This window comes from Candidatus Uabimicrobium helgolandensis (assembly GCF_041508025.1).
Taxonomy (GTDB): domain Bacteria; phylum Planctomycetota; class Uabimicrobiia; order Uabimicrobiales; family Uabimicrobiaceae; genus Uabimicrobium; species Uabimicrobium helgolandensis.
In genome coordinates, this window is the sequence record NZ_CP165719.1 from 5,277,638 (window position 1) to 5,297,447 (window position 19,810).

Below are 19,810 nucleotides of genomic sequence, written 5' to 3' on the forward strand. Positions count from 1 at the left end.
TCACAATGGACGAAATGATACTAATAGAAAGTGAAACACTACGGCAAAGATTATGCACAAATAAAAATACCGATTTGCTAGATAGAGTTGGTCAACTTGTAGAACTTCCAGGAACAGCATGGGCAACAGTGGAAAATATTGCAGATTTCTACATGGTCGGTATAGAAGCAATCAAAAGTATTGTAAAAAGACACAGAAAAGAGCTAAAGGAAGATGGTTATAAAGTACTATCACGTAAAGAGTTCGAAAAGGTTCAGCTTGAACCTTTTGAAATTTCTAACCGTGGTATTACAATCTTTCCACGCAGAGCGGTACTAAGAATTGGTATGCTGTTGCGGCATTCACAAGTTGCTCAACTACTACGTTCGTATTTATTGAATGTAGAAAAATCGCAAGCAAACTATGGTGATTCACTCATGAAAATGGCGAATCAATTGGCGCAACATTCATTACAAATAGGCAAAAACGTTGCAGAACTAGGAGAACTTGCACAAATGTCGATTAATCAATCGCGTATTATTTGTGCAGTTGTTGCAGATGTTTACAAGAATAAAGATAAAATTCAGCAAGTGCAAAGTGATGTTGGTCAATGCCTATCCAAAATCGATTTCTTGCATAAACGTGTTGCCACTATCGAAAGAAAAATAACCATTTCTGTATCAGAAGATTCTATATCAAAGGAACAAATTCAAATATTACGTGCCAAGGTTAAATCAAAGCAAGAAATGTCAACAAAGATATGGACAAATTTTCGCAAACATTTTTGCATCAAAAGTTATACTTATCTGCCAAAATCCAAATTTACTAATGCCATTAATTGGTTAGATATTCATTTCAAATAAAACTGCCTTACTATGCAAGCTCACTCTGTGAGCTTGCACCTCTGCCAACGTTACCAATGCATTGTCAACTAAAAGTATAAATCGCTGCTAACTTAATCCTAGTTTTGCTTGAACAAAAAGTTACCATTTCTCATCAATTTGGGTTCTGGATATATTTCATCTTCGCGATAATTTTGCATATTTTAGCTGTTTATTTGGTTTTAGAAATTACTTGTTTTACAGGTACTATTTTCTAATTTACTAAAAGATGAAATTTCAAACTACAATATGCAGACGCAAATTTCTTTGTTTGTAGCTAAAATCACGATCCTTTTATGTTTTTATTTTGTTAATTTAAGGTTTGCTTTTGAGCCTTATATTTTTTTTCGTGGTAAATCTTTTCTTTACAAGTACTTATGTTTCTTCGAACAAAAAACTCAAAAAAAAATGACTATTTTTCGATGTTTAACTATGAGTTATCATTAAATAGTAATAGTAGGGACCGATTATTTAGCTTGGCAAATGTAGAATTAAATTGTCTGTAGCTAAAATCATTATCCTTTTATGTTTTCATTTTGTTGATTTAAGGTTTGCTTTTGAGCCTTATATTTTTTTTCGTAGTAAATCTTTTTTTCAAGTACTTATGTTTCTTAGAGTAAATATACAACCTATGTTGTAACTCACCTTCCACACTTTTTGTCATTTTTTACAATAATACTAAAAACTTATGGCTAATTGTGTACTTCGTTTAGGGTTTCTCTAAATCCAAAGTTGGTAACAATGAAGTGTTTGCGTATTTACAAAACAAATTCTCAAGTGTAGAAAGGAAAAATATGGCAAATGCATTTACAGATAATGGTTATCACATTATCCATTTCTATTACAAAAAAAGACAATACAGAAATAGAACTAAGAATTGTAACCGAGTTAAAGAAGCACAGGAATACACTAATGATTTAATTTATGCTATTAAAAAAGATCTTATAGAGATTCCGCTAAATATGAATATTGACAATTTTATTTGGAGCAAGATTGAAATGAAATTTCCAGAATTTAAAAAAGACAACGGATATGCAAAAACAAACGGTAAAAATTTTCTAGAATTGTTGGAGGAATATCATGTTACTTTGGAATTAGGTAAACAAGCTCTGTCAACAAAAAAAACACAAATAATCCATATGCGACATCTTAAAAAATACTTAAAAGATAATTGCTATAGCAATGTTCAAATAACTAATCTTCCTGAGTACTTTTTTGAAGATTACAAACAACAACGCGAAAACACTGGAGTATGTGAGAATACTGCTCTGAAAGAACTAAAAACGTTTAAATATATTCTAAAAGAATATGACGAAGTCATAGCGAAAAAACTTTTTAAAAGGATGAAGATCTATAGAAAGCCAAATATTCCAAATTTTTTGAGCCACCAACAAGCAATACAAGCACTCAAAGCAAGCGATTTAGATGAAAAAAAAACCAGAGAGATAAAACGATATCGCTACTTTAATATTGACGAAACAAACGAAATTATCGCGTTGGCAAAAAATAGTTACATTTATCCTATTGTAGTGACAGTTGCTACTACAGGTGCAAGACGTGGTGAGCTTGCCAGATTAAGATGGGAAGATCTAAATTTTGCAACACGGGAAATAACGGTTTATTCGAAGAAACAATCTCGCCAATACAACGAAGTTTCAAGAGTAATTCCCATGGATAAATACCTCTACAGTCTACTACTTAAAAATCGAAAGAAACAAAACGGTTGTTATGTTTTTGGAGATGCGAAAAATCAACCATTGTCTGTGGACAAATTAAGTAAAGATTTTAAAAAATTACTTGCAGGAACTAAATTCGAAGGTATTGGGTTTCATAGCTTTAGACATTCGTTATCAAGTAATTTGTATAGAAAAAAAGTAGACCAACGTGCGACAGATGACATTCTTGGTCATAACACAGAGGAAGCGGCAAGAAGGTATCGTCATACATTTCCCCAGCAAAATGGAGACGTTCTCGAAAATTACTTAGGGAGAATTTAATGAATAGTACAGTGAATCAACTAGAAAAAATTACATATTACCTAGAAAAACAATTGTATATATTGGAATGCATATACAAAAAAGTTTGCCTACCAACACAAAATGAATATTGTGAAGAACAACTTTTGACTGTTAACGATGTAGCGAAAATTTTTCGTAATAGTCCTAGTACAATCAGAAGATGGATAAAAACTAACAAGATACGAGCACAAAAACTGCATGATAGTGGAAAAAAAAATCGATATTACATTATACGAAAAGATGTTATGCAGGCGATCAATAATAGTGAAGATGTAAGAATAATACTTTAATCAAACCTAATAAAGCCATTGCTATAGAAGTTGAATATCAAAATGCTCATATAAAAAGGGTATTACAATATTTTATCCAAAATTAAAGAAGCACCTCGCTAAAAGGTGCTTCTTTTCATTACATATCTGATTAATGTTTAAATAGTAATATTGCTTAACAGTCTGCTGATTTCTGCAACTACAACTAAGTACTTATCGATATATACAATTTGTACGCGTTAGTGTTTCGTTAATGTGTAACTAATGATTCAATGAATGATAAATACGTACAAACTGCTTTTTTTGCGTAATAAATTTTGAATGCCATATCTCTGTTCTTGCACAATAATGATTCATTAACTACTGATTAAACTCTATAGAAAAGTTGAAATTTAAATTGCAGTGGCGAACACTTATAGTAACTTAATTGATATTGAAGTAAACACAAAGTCAATCATCATTTATTAGTCAATTGTTTAACAACGGAAAGGATAAATATGAGTATTACGCCTTGTGCGAGTTCAAAATACAAAACCTTTAACCTGTAGAACAGGGAGGTCCGATAAATAATTAAGAAAATTAGCTAAATTGAAAGCAGCAATTTTGTTACTAATAGAATTAGCTAATCCTTTTATAGATCGCCTTTTAGTTGCGGAAAGAGAAAATTCGTTAACTAGAAGATTAATGGTAGTTTCAATAATTTTTCGAGCTTTTTGGAGAAGTTGATTAAGAGCACTTCCACGATTATTATATTCGCGCTGCATGGAAAGAAGTTCAACTCCATATTGTTTCTGAATAAATTTCTGAAACTCTTTACCAACGTAACCTTTATCGCTAATACAGAGAGAATGAGTTTTTATAACACGATGTTCTAGCATCTGTTGAACAACAAATTCAAAAGCTTTAACATCAGACATATTTGCTCCAGTAAGACAAGCAAATATAGGAATGCCTCTGAGATCAGAAACAAGATGACATTTGTAGCCATAATAGTTTGACTTTTTAGAGGCACAATGCCCAAAGTTAGCCCCATAATACTCAAATGGTTGCGATGAACTTTTAAGTCTTTGTAGATTACACAAGGAAATTGGAAAAGAATCTACCAAATAGTACTTTCCTGTGTTAGCACCTACTAAATTACAAAGATGCTGCTGAAAAAAACAAATAATTTCGTGCAAGCGAAATGTTCTTTTTACATACTGCGGACGGCAAATAAATTCTGGAAAAAGATACAGGTAATTTTTACGAATATATCTGTGCCAAGCATTTTGTGAATCTTGTTGACATAGCTCTTTGACTATATTGAGTGTTATTATTTCATCATCTGTGAATTTGGGATTATTGTTGTTACTTCTGCGTAATTGTTTTTGGCCGCCAATGCAATTTAAAAAGTTGTTTACTATGAAGTACACGATTATAAATAACTCTTCAACATTTAGTTTTTCTTTTTCTGAAAACTGGCCTAAAGTTGCCTTTACATCATCAATATTAACTTCAACATTTTTTACTAATTCTAATAGACTCTTTTGTTTCTCTTTACTCTGTGGTATCTTTGACATATAGGTATCCTTTAAATTTGTTTTTTTTATTTGGTATATATAGGATACCTTTTTTCTTACTGCATACTACAAATCAAATTTTCTTTACTATTTTGTATTTTTCAACTCGCACAAGGCGTGAGTATTATATTTTACGCTTATGCACGCGTAAGTACGAAAAGACAAAAAAATGATCTTGAAAAACAAATACAGAAAATAAATTCTTTTACTAATTTTCTTGGTGCGGTATGTAAAAAAGTGCATTCAGAAATTTCATCTGCTGATGCCCAACCTGAACTTAGAAAATTAATGAAGAAAATAAAAAGAGAAAGTAAAAATAATTCATCCAAATGTTTTTTTGTAATTACAAACATAAGTAGAGCTTTTAGAGGAAAAAAGTTAGCATACAAAGTTCAAAGATTTTTGAAGAGACAAGGTATAAAAACTCTATGTGCTAACGAACGTTATAAATACCTCAAACAAGCGCGTTTTCCAAGCGGTGAAGAAATAGAAAAATCTATCAATAAAAAAAATAGTATAAATGCCAAGACACTAGAAGGACGTAGAAGCAAAGTACAAAACGGTGAAATTGTCGGACATCGTATGCCTTTTGGATTTAAAGGTAAATTTGAAGTTGATGAACAACAAGCAGAAGAAGTCCAAAGACTTTTTAATCAATATCTAATATTAGGAAGTATTGCTAAACTTGAGTCATGGGCAAAGCAAAATGATTTGGGTAAGACAAAAAGTTTAGGATATATGCTGAAAAATGAAGCTTATGTTGGTAAACATGGATTTGGGAAATTGATGACGAGGTATTCAGAACCAATTATAAACAAAAATCTTTTTAGTAAAGTACAAAGTATGCTAAGGAAAAATACAAAATCAAAAGAGTAGTTTTACAGTCGTAGTTTTACGATTTGATATCTATGCATCGTCTCTTCTGTGTACATGGACAAATTTCTACTATCAATGTCGTTGGATAATGATAGATTACAAGATGTCTTTTCTTTGAACATCAAATTCTCGGAAAAGCTCTTCTAACGAAATATCCAAAGCATCAGCGATGCGAACAATAGAAACAAGAGTTGGATTTCTTTCTCCCCGTTCTATTCCACCAAAGTAAGTTCTATGAAGTTCTGCATAAGCAGCAAACTTTTCTTGAGAAATGTCTTTTTCTTCACGAAACTTTCTGACCGTAGCCCCAAATATCATACATAATTTATCTTTGTTATCCATAATCAAATTTTATAAAATGATACTTAATAGTCCACAGCCTATGAGTATCATTTTTAAATTATGTGCGACATTTCTTCAATTCAAAATAACTTTCAATTCACTATCACCCATCGTGGATAATTCATAAAGGAAACATAGATGCATAACTTAGATGTTAAAGACATTTCTTTACCTGCAACAATCAATTGTAGCTTTAATGCAGACTCCTACAAACAAATCATCCTTGCTTTATTGGCTTCGATCATCAATACCGACAATCGCATGTTTTTACCAGAGTACAACACATACATAAATGCCGCAGAATCCATTTTAGGAAAAATTGCAATTGAAGATGTCGAAACAAGAATACACGTAGGAGCTTTATTCTTAAATTTTGATAAGCAAACCAAAGACCTAGTAAGTAAGCTCAAAAAATCTGTCGTTTCACAACAAATAGCACTGAATGCACGTAAGCGCGATGTGGAATACATTTTGTCGATATTAGAATCATCCCCGCAAAACAATGAAAAAGGTTTGGATTTAGCAGAAGAAATAATATCTATTCTATTGAGAAAAGACATTGGTGAATATGTTACACGATTAGATAAAATTCGTATTAAAACACGCAAGGTGGTTTCTAATGCTGAATTAGAATCACAAGATTTCTTTTCATTCCTGACATTCTTCGGTTCAAACAATAAAAAAGCTGTTTTAGAGACACCAGTGAACAAGATAAATAACGAATGTGAAGAGTATGCTAAAAAACTTTTGTTCCTAGGAAAACAGATCAATAGTGTGCTTTTAATGGATAAAACAGAGAACTTTTTACAATTGGTAAAACCTCAACCATGTCGTATAGCATTTGTTGGTGAAATGAAGCATGGAAAAAGTACTTTGTTTAATGCCATTATTGAGAGTGAATTTAGTCCCATTGGTGAATCAGTAGCCACAACATCCGCAGTAATAGAACTGTTTTACTCTCCTGAGCCTTGTTATGAAGGAAAATGGTTTGATAATGATAATCTACAAAAAATACGCGATTATATTACCGAGAACAAAAGCAATCCACAAATAGCTGATTATGGGGAATGTCTCGAAAACATTGTCTCTTCTGATGAATTTAAAGAAGGTGGAATCATAGAGGATATCATTTCTCTAGATCAAGTATCATGCTATGTTACTAGTAAAGGCGATTATTCTCCTGGTGTTGAGCGTGTAAAGATAGGTTTGGCTATTCCCGAACTCAAATCAGGTACAGTAATAGTTGATGCTCCAGGTCTTAATGATCCAATGCACATTCGTGATTATTTAACCATTCAAGAGGCGAAGAAAGCCCATTGCGTCGTATTTGTGATGAAAGGTGATAAATTAGGTACACAATCAGAAAAGTCTTTCCTACAGTCGCTTCTTGCGGATGGTCGTGCAGTGGAGTTAATCATAGTTGTTACCCATATTGATCGAATATCCGAAGAAGCACAACAAAATATTGAAAACAATGTAATGAACTGGTTGCAAGGTATCATTGGACAAGACAACAGCCTAATTAAAAAAGTACAAATCTTTCCCATTCATGCATCAAAAGCGATGGATTTAAGGATTACAGGAAAGTACAACAAGGATAATGATATAACTGGTTTTGAAAGTTTTTGGCAAGCTCTGGTATGTGTAAGCGCAGATAAAGAAAGAGATCAACAATACATTGAATGGCTTAACAAAAGCCGTAAAGAGCTAGAGCAAGTTGCCATTGCCGAATGCCAAAACTTTTGGGAAAACTACCAAAAAGAATTCTTTTCATTATCGAAAGTAGATAACATAAAAACACTAGCTGAAAAATTTCATAATCTAGCTAAATCATACAAAAATCAAATCATTAGTCGACTACAGTCCATTAAAGAACGCTTACAATTGGCAATTACAAGATGTGATCAAGATATTCAAGAGTTACAAGAAAACCTACTAGAAGCAATTAGAGCAGAAATAGAAAGCCATGTACGAAAAGTCGGTGAAGAATATGCAGAACAAAAACACTGGCAAGAATTCGATCAAAAGCACATTCCCACAATAATAGATCATAAATGCACCAAGTTTCGTAGCAAATACGAAGAAGATATCCAGTCATGGCATCGAGAATTACAGTTATTTTCAAGAGAAATAAGCGAAAGCGTAGCAAACTGTATAGATAGCCTTAGAACTACCAGAAAAGAATTTACTGATGTGTGTATGGTTGATAGCAAAGTAGCAGCATTAAAGTGCAAAGCTGACAGAATTGTCGCCAGGATTGAAAGTGCGGTAAAAATGGGTGTATCATTCTTAACAGGACGTGCAACCGCTACAGGTATATTCGGTGCTGTGTTTGTTGTTTCTAACGTGTTTACCGTTGGTGGTGTTGCCGTAATTGGCTCAGTTGTTGGAAGTTGGGCATTATGGAAGTCAACATCCGATCCCGAAAAACGAAAAGAAAACTTTATTCAAGCACGTTTGGAAAAAGCAGAGAAAAATTTAGCTGATCGATTTGCTGAATTTATGAAGCTTTACAAGGAAAATCTCGAAAGCATTGGTAATGAGTTTATTGGTATTGCAGAAAGTAAATATGCACCGTTGATACGAGAAGCTTTATTGAGCGAACAGGAATCAAAATTGCAAGTTGATATTATCCAGCGATTGACCAATGATGGAAAAACTTATTATGATGATTTACAAAGGCAGATTTCTTATAAATCATAAATTTTCAAAAAATTTTCAAGAAAAGTTGCAAAAGGCTTACTGATTTCAGTAAGCTTTGTATGGGGGGGTGAATATGCAAAAAGAAAATATGTCAATAAATGAATTAGAATATTATCTTCTTAAAAGAAAAAAAGAAGCCATACGCGGCATGGCAGGCCATCATATTTTAGGTATGAAATTAATTATACAAAAGAACTGTAAGAAAATAGGCCAGCGTAGTTATGAATATGATAGCTTAATTGCATATGAATCAAGAAAAGGAAAGTCGATATTAATTCGATTGGATAACAGTTACGATCTTAATGAGGCAAAAAAAATGCTTGAAGAGAAAATTGAAAAAAAGGAAAAGTATTGGTGGTTGCATGTAAGGAAGGAATTTTGCAATTCATTTGATTATTTAAATTCCCTGACCAGAACAAACAATTTGATGCTTTATTTTGATGACCCAGGTTGTACGCCGACTTCTTTAGATTTTGAAAACCCTATTTTTCTTGAATTACAAAAGAGAATCGACCAGGAAGTAGGTAGTGGATATTGTTTTTGTTACAAAAGTCGTTATTGTGATAGTAATATTTCTAATGAAATGAAAAGAATTGCTGAAGTATTTAGACAAAAAATAAAGTGTTTAGGCGACTATGTAAAGATATTTTGCGAAGATAAAAAAGACTTATGTAGTTGTATTTTTACAGATGGAGATAAAAAAGAATGGTGCTTATACTTATATTTTCAAGATTTACAAAGCAAAATAGCGCTTTAAAAAATAGCTAATATTAAGGTCTAAGAATGAAAAAATACTCAATAATAAAAGTTGTTGAAGCTCTAACTAAATATTTTAGTGATCAAGAGTTAGAAAATATAGCCTCGGAACTTCTTGAAGATTACTCAAGTTTAGTTGGAGGAAAAAGTAAATACGAATATGCAAGCAGTTTAGTTGTTGTTGTTGAGAAGAGATTAAATATTGATTTGTTAGTAAATTTAGCAAAAAAGCTAAACTCTAAATTTAATGTAATAGAGTCCAGTACTTCATCCAATTTTAAATTTACATCAGGGAAGGTTTTTGAAGCAAAAGAAATTCTTACTGGAGATGAAATTACTTTTAGGGAGATTTCTTTTCTTAAAAAAGGCATAGAAGTGGCAGAGAGTGTAGGAATAATTCGTACACCCGAAGGTTTAGGATCGGGGTTTCTCATCTCAAAAAACCTTATAATGACTAACCATCATGTTTTAAAAAATAGAGATATCGCTTTATCTGCAACAGTTGAATTTGACTATGAGCAAGAAGCTAAAAAAACATGTAAAGTCTGTAGAGTAATCGATTATATTTGGTCTAATGAATCTCTGGATGTTGCAATTCTCGAAATTGAACAAAAGTTAGAGATACCATTTGTAAAATTTTGCTTACAAAATGTTAAAGTAGGCCAACAAGCTTTCATAATAGGACATCCCAACGGGGAAACAAAACAGATGTCACTTGGGCATAATGAGATTATCCATGTTGGTTATCCTGAAATTCACTACTTAACTGACACTCTTCGGGGATCTTCTGGCTCACCTGTATTCAATAAAAGTTGGGAAGTAATTGGAATTCACCATCGAGGATACAAAGAAGAGCGAGAAGGAGATTTAAAATTTTATAATAAAGGAAGTTTAGCTACAGCGATTAAAAACCATTGGGCAGACTTTAATAAGTATATAGATAACTAAGTTAAGAAAAGGTTCATTCTGTGCAAAATAAAATTTCAATCCAAAAACTTACTGACTCCTTAACTAGTAAGTTTGGTAGAACGCAATTAGAAAATATTGCAATAGATTTACTCGATAAAGATTCTGCTAAGGTAGGTGGAGTAAGCGATTATGATTATGCTTCAAGTTTGAGTAGAATTGTTGCACAGAAAAATATTATAGACGTACTTGTTAAACAAGCACAGAGTATTTGTTCTTTTCCCGATAGCAATTTTTTTTATAAAAAAGAAATTACTACCAATGTTCAAAGTTATGATAGTGATCATGTATTACAATCTTGTGTAGTCAAAATAACACAGCTTGAGAATGACAAAAAAACTTTTGAAGATAAAATAAATCAAGATTACAACGAAAGTATTGATAGATCCAAAAATCAAATAGAGCAAGGCTTATATTTTACGGCAAAAGAAAATTTACTTTTTATAGAGTCCAAATTAAATCAAGACAAAAGTATAAAAAATCCTTATTTATCTTTTCGAATTTATACCAACCTAGGAGTATGTTATTTAAAGTTAAACGAGATTACAAAATCAATAGACTATTTCAAAAGAGCTTCAACATATCATCCTGAAGATTTAAAGAGTATTACACATTTAGCCCTTTCGCAAATGTTAGATAAAGATTATTCAATGGCAACAAAAACAATCGATAAAGCATTGTCAATAGATCCAAATTGTGTTTATAGCATAAACGTTAAAAGTAATATTTTAGCTAAACAAAAAAAATACAATGAACTTTTTGCTTTCCTCAAAGAAAAAGACTCAGAAGAAAACTTAGTGCTGTTTTCAGCTTTAAAACATAGGGAAGAGGAAGATTATCAAAAAGCAAAAAGTCAGTTTGAAAAATTAGTTAAAAAATGGGGCGAAAATTTGGAGTATCTGTTACTCGCTGCTGAAAACTTAGTGGCAACTAATAGCCGGTTATTAGAAAATGCTTTTTTTTTCTCCTTTAATATGCCAGATGAAGTTTTGAAAAATGCTAAAGATGCAGAAAAGATATTTTCTGTAGTACTCGAAAAGATAAGCAAACATGAACTTTCTAAAACACAAACAATCGTCTATACAAATAGAGCAACTTGCCGCACAATTTTAACAATGTATACAGAAGCAATAGAAGACTGCAACCAAGCTATTTATATAGATAAAAATAATGCGTTAGCTTATCTGAGTAAGGCTATATGCCTAATGAAAAAGCAAAACTATACAGATGCTATTGAAGCTTTTCAAAAATATGATGATTTAGCGTGCATGGATATAAAATATGTTAGTGAATTCCTATATTGTCTTATCCAAGCAAAACAAATTAGAAAAAGTAAGATTCTTATATCTGAATGGCTTACAGACGAAATAGATTATAAACATTTTAAGATAGTTGAGTTAGCTCTAGAAGTTTACTATTCGAATTTTGAGTACGAACTAGCTGAACAATTGATTCAAAAATTAGAGAAACAATATTTTAATGATAGTAATTTTTTAATAGTAAAAGCTAAATATTATTCTCTTATAAAGAAAAAGGGCGTTATAGAGCTACTAGAGAAAGCGTTAGAAAAGTCGACTTGCCATAACCATGATTTTGCAAAAATTACATTAGCGAATCAATTATTTAAAGAAAAAGAATATAAAAAAGCTTCCTTATTTTACAAAGACTTTCTTAATGGAAGAACTGTAAATATTTGTGTTAGAAAGTACCTGATATGCCTTTATGAAATGCGAAAATTTGGTGAATGCTTAAATGTAATTTCTTATTATCAAAACAAAGATCCTAATAAAGATCGTTACTTTCAACAAATTGCAGATATTGAGGCTGAGGTTCACTTTGCTCTTGATAATTTAGCATCAGCATCAGCTCTGTGTTTACAAGTTTACCAAAAAACTTCTCATATCAGGTTTCTTATCTTATATGGAATTTGCCTTTTCCGTCAAAACAAAAAAGAAAAAGCGTTAGCTGTTTTTGAAAGAGTTGAAAGTAACGAATTAGGATTAGATGATACTCTTATGTTATCTGAATGGTATTGCGATATAGGCTTAATTAAAAAGACGGTTAAAATTTGCTATAAAGCATTGAAAAAAAACTATGACAGTGCCCAATTACATTTTTCCTACATAACGTCGTTTCTAGAAGCACAAAAAAATGAAATATCTTTTCCAAATGATTACCTACAACAGTTTAATGAATCTTTAATAAACTACAATAAAAGGTTTCCTGAAGAGAATTCGTTAATCAAAATAGAAAATGACAAAAATGGTACAATTTTATCTAATTTGATTAGTGAATCATCATATTACAGTCGTCGACTTTTGAGTTTATATAAAAGAAAGTCGATTTCTTTAAATGGGTATTCTTTACTCAGCCGAAAGAATGTATTCAAAGTTTGGAAGGATGTATGCCTTTCTGAAAATATTGGAGTTTGGATGTCTTTGGGCAGTATAGAAGAAATAAAAGAAGAAGAGTTGGTACTTGATAACTCCAAAAACATTGTAGTTGACTGGGTTGTATTTTTTACTTTAGCACATATGAATCAAATTAACATATTAACTATTCTATTTGAGAACATCTATGTGGCGCAAGATACTTTCGATCAGTTTACAAAAATATTGACTTCTCTCGCTGAGGTAAAGAATCTTAAGACGAGCACTTCTTTAAATAATTCAAAAAAATTTATAGAAAGAGTTATAGATTTCATAGTAGACGAATGCTTTATAAGTGGTATAAGCAGAGAGTTTAGTGATTATGAAAAACAACATGTTTACTCTCTCGGTACTACATCTCTTTGTTCATTAATACTTGCAGAAGATAAAGGGTTATCTTTATTATCTGATGAGGTGCTCGTTAGAGAATCTGCTAAGCAAAAAAATATAAAAAGTTTTTCAACTCAAAGCCTTTACAATTTCGCTTTAAAGAAATTTCATCTAGAAAAAGAATGCTTTTATGAATTGTTGTTAGGTTTTTCGAAAATTAACTACTACCATATACACTCTATCGACATAAATTGTATTAAGTATTTTGTTGCAAAAGAGGGGTATACTCTTCAAAATAAATATTTAGAACAATTGCTTTTAGAGATTACTAATCCAAAAACACCTACGAAAACAATAATTTATTTTTTATCATATCTTTTAAAAGATTTATGGTTAAGTAACACTCTAAATGTTCAACAAGACGCTATTCTTATTCGTATTCTTTCTTTGTTACACAAAAATCATTCTTTTATAAATGTGATTAGTAGATTACTTGAGAAGTTAAAACTTGATATGACATTGATACCTCACTGCTATCTTGAAATTGAAAATAAAGTGTTCAACTTTTCTCAATCTAAAATACTTTTCTAGTTCATTGATGAGGGTAAGCAATTTTTCTCGAAATTATTGTCTAGTTACTTCTTAAAATGTCAAATGTATATAGTAGGATAATTACTTTATGATTGTATGAGAATATGGATAAACTCATAGGTTATGCAATAAGTATAGTAGAATAATCCCCCTCTGTGCCACGAAAATGAGACAACTTTTTAATATTAAAATAAACTACATATAATCCTTTAAACGCAGTAATCACAATCACTACATTAGATTCTCTGATTTAAATATACTCAAATCCTTCTCTATCCCCGTCGCCATCGGCTTCGGCCCTTACCCTACCTCTAGGGGATGGAGTCGATGGTAGAGGGGATAGAGAAGGTCTATCCCTTGAGCTTGAAGGCGGAGGTCCAAATTATAATGTAAGCTTAATTATGAATTAAGAAGTGTCTCACTTTTTGTGGCACATTCCGCCAAGAGAAACAAAACTCCATTGTTAACACCTCCCATCATATTTTTAAAGCTTATTTTTAAAGGAAAGCAGCAAGCTACTTTAAAATAAAATTAACTTTTTTTTAAAAAGGTAATACATGGCAGAAACAAGAATTAAATTAATTAATGAGTTGTGTAATTATTTTTCAAAAACAGAAATGTCAAATATAGCAGTAGACCTACTTGGTGACAATAAAAAGCTAGGGGGACAAACTCCTTATGAGTACGCAACAAGCTTTGCCAACGAAATTTTAAAACAAAAAGTTTCCTTACAAGAACTAGTTAAAATAGCTCAAAAAGTTAATGGGAAATTTCCAAAGTTATCTAATAATTGTCATTACTCTAGTCTAAATGATTTAACAAGAACAATTCTAGCGAGCGAAGATAATACTATTGAAAAGATTAAGGTTGAAAAATCTAGAAATCCTAAATCAGCTATTTTACTGTTATTCTCAACATTAGAAATGAAGTTGAAATATATGCTAGGAAGTTTAGGATATCTAAAAGTGTATAAATTATGGCCTGCTACAGAGATGATGCTAAAGCAAACGCAAAGGAAAAATCTTTTAAATGACATTAACGAGTTGCGAAAGATACAAAGTTTTGTTGATGATGATAAATTAAATAATAAAGAGATTTCGTTTGTTGTAGATGAAGGGATAAGAATAGTAAGAGAGTTAAGAGATATTCCATATAACACTTATAAAGTTGTGTCTATAAATATTCCGCTATACTCTAATATTGAATGTACTCAAAAAGTGAAAGGTGTTAAGGCAATCATAATTGAAGAAACTTATGCTTCTACAGGAAAAAAAGAAATAGATGTTTGGCCAACTACTAAAAATCATTTCATAGAAGGAGAATTTGTTGCTTATGAAATGGGAAAACAGTGGTCTAAAATGTGGTACAAAAACGTAGAAAATTGTAGTTCAGTTTGTGGAAGTGCACAAGAATTTATAGGAAGAAATTTAAAAGATGGTAAATTTAAATAGTTGTATCTTTATGATCTCAATTTGCAAGTAACGAACACTTTATGTTTAAGATCTGAGGAAATATGACGAAGATAAAAGAATACAAAGTAATCTAACAACTGATGGTTTGGAACGCACGAAATTAAATCGGTTTGTACTCTATGATTCAAATACAAAATTATAGCTACAAGATCCAATCTTAGAAGCTCATGGTATAGATGAAGAAGAAGATTTTTTAGATGAAATAATCCAAACTTTCTATGAGCGTTGGTTCCAAGGGTGGAAACCTCAGAAGATCAGAGAATCAAGTTCGTAAATCTCACCCAACATATCAATTCTCACCCTGATTATCAACTAAAAGTTGCAGATAATACAGATACGCTAAATCGAGATCTTGCTTTCAATAAAATTTTCAATGAAGTTATTTCAAGGTAAAGAAGGCAAGAGCTCGAATTGTATAAGTTATAAGCAAAAGATGATGCTTTACCAAGCATTTTTCAACACAATGAAACGTTTGACTGATAATTCATTGAAATATTTTTATGATTTTAAGAAAATCAGTGTGATTATTTGATTTTCTTGCGACAGCCATATTTTCTCAACCTTATTTGCTCCATCACTTTTGCTATTCCAAAAATGAGACAAAATAGAGTAATGATATTACTTATTTTCTGGAGGCTAAATTTGGTATGGTTTACTGTACACTAAGAATAGATTTATGTTTTTATTATCAAGTCAACAACTTCATCTAATGGGACGTAGCTCTCATCACGAATAACATTAATGTTAAGAAAAGATCTTCTGCCTCTACTTCTTTTCGCAACAAGATGTTCTTTGTGTATTGCTTTTCTCCCATTATTGTCAGTATATACTTCCTCATAAAGTACTATATCTACATCTTGAAGATCAACAACAGTTCCCGATCTCATAATTAGTTTAAAGTCGCCTTGACCAACTGTTTTGTATTTACCGTTTCTTCTCATCTACTTCCTCATTTTCTTGGCTAATTTTTTCTTTTGTTTTTGTAAATTGAAGAACAGCAGCCCCTAGTGAATTACCTAGAAGGCAACCCAAACCGACTAAACAAAAGGCAGCTCCTGTTACATTTAGGGGACCTGGGTTACTCCACATATCCTTAACAAAGGTAGCTGTTCCTAAGGTTCCTAACAACCCGGTAACAATAAGTGTTAATATTGTTGTGTGGTTTTTGCTTGTACCTTCTGAACCTCGCATTCCTATATAAAAACATAGGAAAAAAGCAACTGTTATAAAGCCAATATAAAACCAGTGCATATCTAGTTCTTTTACAGTCACTTGATTTTTTATGGTTATTGGTTTTTCGCCTTGTTTTTGTGTAATTGTTATGGTGTAGCGAATATCCTTAGCTGTTTCTTTTGTTATTTCATTTTTTTGAAATTGATCATACCAAGTTGCTTTTGGCGCTTTTCTTAAGCCAGCTAATAACAAAATAAAGCTAATAACAACAATACAAAGATTTATCCACAATTTCTTATTAAACATTATTTCTCCAAACTATTTTATTTCGATTAGACTGTATTTAAAGTTTAACTCTCTATTATATTTAAAATTAAGAGTACGAATTCTGGTAATATTTTACATTTTTCAAGAAATAAAGTACTTCTAAGACTTTCTTGATTTGATGCATAAATTCATGTTCTAGTCTTATTTATAAATTAACAATTGTAAGTATTTTTTCGATTTTTATTTGAAAAAACACGCTACAGAAACCTATTTCATTTTTTAGCATGCTTTGGCATGCTTTGTCAATCTTTTTTCTTTTTTTTTAGCTGAAATATGTTATAGTGAATGTAATCATTCAAAATATAACTTATTTGTTTCGAGCCCGAATTCGCTAATGAACCTTAGCCCCAAGTGCTTGTTTTTTAGTTTAAATGTACTTGGTAAATATATGTAAGTTCGTAATTGAAATCGTTTGTTACCCCTTTATAAAATTTTTGGAAATGGTCCAGTTGTAGTTTTGAGTGATTTAAGATTTTATGAATCAATATTCATGTAGGTCTGTTATTTTTGCGAACTGAATGATGACAAGCACTAATTTAAAAGTCTAATTTATTGGAGTTGTAAATATGTCTAAACAAGAAGAAAAAGTTAAGAAACAGTTTTCCTTAAACAAAGAGATAGCAGATCTTATTGATTTAGCGTCAGCAAAGACAGGTATTAAAAATTCACAGATAGCCAATAATGCTATAGAGATATATTTATACCTTTTTTATGGTGAAAAAAGTGACTTATTAAGAGCTGAAATAAGAAAAATTTGCGAATCTGGTGGGGAACCTTGGGGTGAAGAAACTGATTATTTGGAAAATTTCTCAGGAGGAGTTGCTAATATTACGAAAGCGCAACCTACACCTGTAGATGAAAAAGTCGTTATTAAGAAAGCATGTCTTTTGTTTACTCGTTTGTACAGAGAGAATTTGATATCAAAGATTGAATCAAAAGCGGCAGAATTAGGCCGTAGTTCATCTGCTACTGTATGCGAAATGATAAGGAGTCACTAAATGCCTATGTTATCTGACGAAACGAGAGATATAAATCTTCCTGATGGATATCAATTTATTGATAGAATCGGTGAAGGAGGAATGGGGGCAGTTTTCTTGGTCAGTAAAGGAAATGAAAAAGTAGTACTAAAAACTGTGAAGGAAGAATTAAAGAATCAAATTAATATACATAAATTAGCAACAGAAGGAAAAATTCAATCATGTTTCAACCATGATAACATAGTAAAAGTTTTTGATATTCTTGATAATGGCGAAATGAAATATGTTGAAATGGAATACGTAGAAGGAAAAAGTTTACACCGGTATGTAGATGAAAACGAACATAAAAATGTTGGTTGTGACGACTATATGGAAATTGTAGTTAGAGGTATTGCAGAAGGTCTAAAGTATTTGCATAACCAAGGCTATATTCATTGTGATTTAAAACCGCAAAACGTACTCATACACAAAAATGGAGATAAAATAATACCAAAAGTTGCTGATTTTGGTTTGGCAAAAAAAGTAAATGAATTCAATGAAAAAACGGAAGTCTCTAAAGTTATTGGTACGGTTCATTATATGTCTGCCGATCGCTTGAAAGGGAAAACTGAAAGTAAAGTGGATGATTTATATTCTTTAGGAGCTATCATATTTTTCTGTGCACATGGTTATCCACCGTTTTTTGGAAAGCATATTGGTAATCTTGTAACTAAAATACTAGATATGAAATATGAATGGAAAGCTGATAATTACTCAGATAAGTGGAGAATTATTTGTTCAAAATGTTTGAAAAAAGAATATAGTGATATTGAAGACGTATGTAACGATATAGAAAAAAATTGCCCTGAACTTCAAGAAAGTACTCCAAAACACAAGGAAATTCTAAAGTTACAAACAAGTAGAGATTCAAATTTATTAAAGTATTCTTTAATGAGATATAGTTTTAACTTGTTAATGGTTTTATTAGTATTGGCAACGTTTTTGTTCATTTACAATGTAGATGTTCGTAAACAACAGTTTAAAGAGGACATCAAAATCATTGCTGAAAAAAATAATATAGAAAAGAGAGCTAAAGCTTTCATACGATTGATACAATACGGAAAACAAAATTTTATGGCTCTTGATCTACGGAGGGCTAGTTTGACTGGGCAACAAATCATAAAAATTAATTTGCCTAATACACTGTTTTCTGAAGCAAATCTACAAGGAACAACTTTGAGACAAAGCAACTTTACAAATGCTACGTTTATTGGTACAAATTTGCGCGGAGTGTATGCTGGAGGAGCAAAATTTCGTGGAGCAAATTTCACTAAGGCTGATTTAAGCGGTGCTTATATGAAAGGAACATTTTTAAAAGATGCTGATTTTACTGATGCTATTCTTGATAATGTAAACTTTACCATTGCCAAACAATTTGATTCTAAACAAATAGCAGCGTGTAAGAGTATGAACAATGCTTTTGGTTTAAGTAAAGAGTTCTTAGAAGAGGTGAAAAAACTCAATCCGAATTTACTAAACGACTGGTGGAATGGTGAATCAACTATACCTAGCTTTCAAAATGTAGAAGCGAAAGATGCCGAATTTTATAATGTACGTCTCGAAGGAGCAGATTTTTCAAATTCTAAATTTATACGCGCAAATTTTAAAAACAATAAATTTCAGAATGTAAATTTTATAAATAGTAACTTACAAGATACAGATTTCACAGGGGCAAATTTAAAGGGGGCAAATTTTAAATTTGCTAATTTACAAGGAGTTAATTTTAATCAAGCTATTTTAGATGGCTCAGATTTTCGTTACACAAAGAATTTAACATCCAAACAGATTGAAAAAGCAAAGAGCGCGAAAAATATTATTCGTTAGACTTAGACGTTTTCTTAAAAGTTGGAACGAAAAATTAAAAAATTAATTCAGTAAATTAATTACTTCAAATTAATACGTTAGTTATCGTGATTATCTAACCCATAGGTTAGAAATATATAGCATAATACGCGATAATGTACTATAATGAGCGAATTATTCTACGAATAAGTTTTCTTGCAAACCTCACGAAAGTCAATATTTGCAATGGTTTTAGCGGAAGTGACCGAAAAAAGGAATCTACCTTTAGGATCTAGTGCCTTCGGGCGTGCGGGTTCAACTCCCGCCTTTCGCACCAACTT

15 protein-coding genes are annotated in these 19,810 nt (G+C 31.3%); 11 read left to right on the top strand and 4 right to left on the bottom strand.

The genetic code is table 11. The features are described 5' to 3' along the window. Positions 1-5 precede the first annotated feature (5 nt). The 3 genes from UABHE_RS19410 (at position 6) to UABHE_RS19420 (ending at position 3,168) form a co-directional block, all read left to right on the top strand. Positions 6-842, top strand: coding sequence for a hypothetical protein (locus UABHE_RS19410; protein WP_372364913.1), 837 nt, complete (start codon positions 6-8; stop codon positions 840-842). 812 nt (positions 843-1,654) lie between these two features. Further along, entirely contained in the window at positions 1,655-2,857 is a 1,203-nt protein-coding gene (locus tag UABHE_RS19415) for a tyrosine-type recombinase/integrase (RefSeq protein WP_372364914.1), read from the top strand. Continuing rightward, entirely contained in the window at positions 2,857-3,168 is a 312-nt protein-coding gene (locus UABHE_RS19420; RefSeq protein WP_372364915.1) for a helix-turn-helix domain-containing protein, read from the top strand. The genes UABHE_RS19415 and UABHE_RS19420 overlap by 1 nt, the downstream gene beginning before the upstream one ends. Before the next feature lie 500 nt (positions 3,169-3,668). Here the strand turns inward: UABHE_RS19420 and UABHE_RS19425 are convergent, their stop codons facing one another. Then, positions 3,669-4,706: an IS982 family transposase gene (locus UABHE_RS19425; protein WP_372364909.1), complete on the bottom strand. Its 1,038-nt coding sequence runs from the start codon at positions 4,704-4,706 to the stop codon at positions 3,669-3,671. A gap of 117 nt (positions 4,707-4,823) precedes the next feature. Here UABHE_RS19425 and UABHE_RS19430 point away from each other — a divergent pair, with 117 nt between their 5' ends. Further along, positions 4,824-5,582: a recombinase family protein gene (locus tag UABHE_RS19430; RefSeq protein WP_372364916.1), complete on the top strand. Its 759-nt coding sequence runs from the start codon at positions 4,824-4,826 to the stop codon at positions 5,580-5,582. A gap of 96 nt (positions 5,583-5,678) precedes the next feature. Here UABHE_RS19430 and UABHE_RS19435 read toward each other — a convergent pair whose 3' ends face one another. Further along, a complete protein-coding gene (locus UABHE_RS19435; RefSeq protein WP_372364917.1) occupies positions 5,679-5,924 on the bottom strand; it encodes a helix-turn-helix domain-containing protein in 246 nt (81 codons plus the stop codon). A gap of 138 nt (positions 5,925-6,062) precedes the next feature. On the opposite strand from UABHE_RS19435, the gene UABHE_RS19440 reads away from it, so the two are divergent. From UABHE_RS19440 to UABHE_RS19460, 5 genes are all read left to right on the top strand, one after another. Beyond that, positions 6,063-8,627 (top strand): dynamin family protein, encoded by a 2,565-nt coding sequence (locus UABHE_RS19440; protein ID WP_372364918.1) that lies wholly within the window; start codon positions 6,063-6,065, stop codon positions 8,625-8,627. A 73-nt stretch (positions 8,628-8,700) separates the two neighbouring features. Then, positions 8,701-9,384 carry a hypothetical protein gene (locus UABHE_RS19445; RefSeq protein ID WP_372364919.1) on the top strand — a complete coding sequence of 228 codons (684 nt, stop codon included), beginning with the start codon at positions 8,701-8,703 and terminating at the stop codon, positions 9,382-9,384. A 26-nt stretch (positions 9,385-9,410) separates the two neighbouring features. Next, positions 9,411-10,331, top strand: a complete 921-nt coding sequence (locus UABHE_RS19450) for a serine protease (protein ID WP_372364921.1) — start codon at positions 9,411-9,413, stop codon at positions 10,329-10,331. A 20-nt stretch (positions 10,332-10,351) separates the two neighbouring features. Continuing rightward, on the top strand, positions 10,352-13,699 hold the full coding sequence (locus UABHE_RS19455; protein ID WP_372364922.1) for a hypothetical protein: 3,348 nt from the start codon (positions 10,352-10,354) through the stop codon (positions 13,697-13,699). Positions 13,700-14,256: 557 nt separating this feature from the next. Continuing rightward, complete coding sequence (locus UABHE_RS19460) at positions 14,257-15,150, top strand: hypothetical protein (protein ID WP_372364923.1); 894 nt, start codon at positions 14,257-14,259, stop codon at positions 15,148-15,150. A 695-nt stretch (positions 15,151-15,845) separates the two neighbouring features. Here the strand turns inward: UABHE_RS19460 and UABHE_RS19465 are convergent. Both UABHE_RS19465 and UABHE_RS19470 read right to left on the bottom strand, forming a co-directional pair. Beyond that, positions 15,846-16,112 (bottom strand): hypothetical protein, encoded by a 267-nt coding sequence (locus UABHE_RS19465; protein ID WP_372364924.1) that lies wholly within the window; start codon positions 16,110-16,112, stop codon positions 15,846-15,848. Next, positions 16,096-16,650, bottom strand: a complete 555-nt coding sequence (locus UABHE_RS19470; protein ID WP_372364925.1) for a hypothetical protein — start codon at positions 16,648-16,650, stop codon at positions 16,096-16,098. Before UABHE_RS19470 ends, UABHE_RS19465 begins: the two co-directional genes overlap by 17 nt. 587 nt (positions 16,651-17,237) lie before the next feature. Here UABHE_RS19470 and UABHE_RS19475 point away from each other — a divergent pair. Together UABHE_RS19475 and UABHE_RS19480 are read left to right on the top strand one after the other, a co-directional pair. Further along, positions 17,238-17,669, top strand: a complete 432-nt coding sequence (locus UABHE_RS19475; protein ID WP_372364926.1) for a hypothetical protein — start codon at positions 17,238-17,240, stop codon at positions 17,667-17,669. Then, positions 17,670-19,511 carry a serine/threonine-protein kinase gene (locus UABHE_RS19480; RefSeq protein ID WP_372364927.1) on the top strand — a complete coding sequence of 614 codons (1,842 nt, stop codon included), beginning with the start codon at positions 17,670-17,672 and terminating at the stop codon, positions 19,509-19,511. The last annotated feature ends 299 nt before the right edge of the window (positions 19,512-19,810 follow it).

Coding starts and splice junctions, on each gene's coding strand:
- UABHE_RS19420 (WP_372364915.1), top strand. CDS start 2,857: ATGAATAGTACAGTGAATCAACTAGAAAAAATTACATATTACCTAGAA.
- UABHE_RS19470 (WP_372364925.1), bottom strand. CDS start 16,650: ATGTTTAATAAGAAATTGTGGATAAATCTTTGTATTGTTGTTATTAGC.
- UABHE_RS19410 (WP_372364913.1), top strand. CDS start 6: ATGGACGAAATGATACTAATAGAAAGTGAAACACTACGGCAAAGATTA.
- UABHE_RS19480 (WP_372364927.1), top strand. CDS start 17,670: ATGCCTATGTTATCTGACGAAACGAGAGATATAAATCTTCCTGATGGA.
- UABHE_RS19450 (WP_372364921.1), top strand. CDS start 9,411: ATGAAAAAATACTCAATAATAAAAGTTGTTGAAGCTCTAACTAAATAT.
- UABHE_RS19435 (WP_372364917.1), bottom strand. CDS start 5,924: ATGGATAACAAAGATAAATTATGTATGATATTTGGGGCTACGGTCAGA.
- UABHE_RS19460 (WP_372364923.1), top strand. CDS start 14,257: ATGGCAGAAACAAGAATTAAATTAATTAATGAGTTGTGTAATTATTTT.
- UABHE_RS19465 (WP_372364924.1), bottom strand. CDS start 16,112: ATGAGAAGAAACGGTAAATACAAAACAGTTGGTCAAGGCGACTTTAAA.
- UABHE_RS19445 (WP_372364919.1), top strand. CDS start 8,701: ATGCAAAAAGAAAATATGTCAATAAATGAATTAGAATATTATCTTCTT.
- UABHE_RS19475 (WP_372364926.1), top strand. CDS start 17,238: ATGTCTAAACAAGAAGAAAAAGTTAAGAAACAGTTTTCCTTAAACAAA.
- UABHE_RS19415 (WP_372364914.1), top strand. CDS start 1,655: ATGGCAAATGCATTTACAGATAATGGTTATCACATTATCCATTTCTAT.
- UABHE_RS19440 (WP_372364918.1), top strand. CDS start 6,063: ATGCATAACTTAGATGTTAAAGACATTTCTTTACCTGCAACAATCAAT.
- UABHE_RS19425 (WP_372364909.1), bottom strand. CDS start 4,706: ATGTCAAAGATACCACAGAGTAAAGAGAAACAAAAGAGTCTATTAGAA.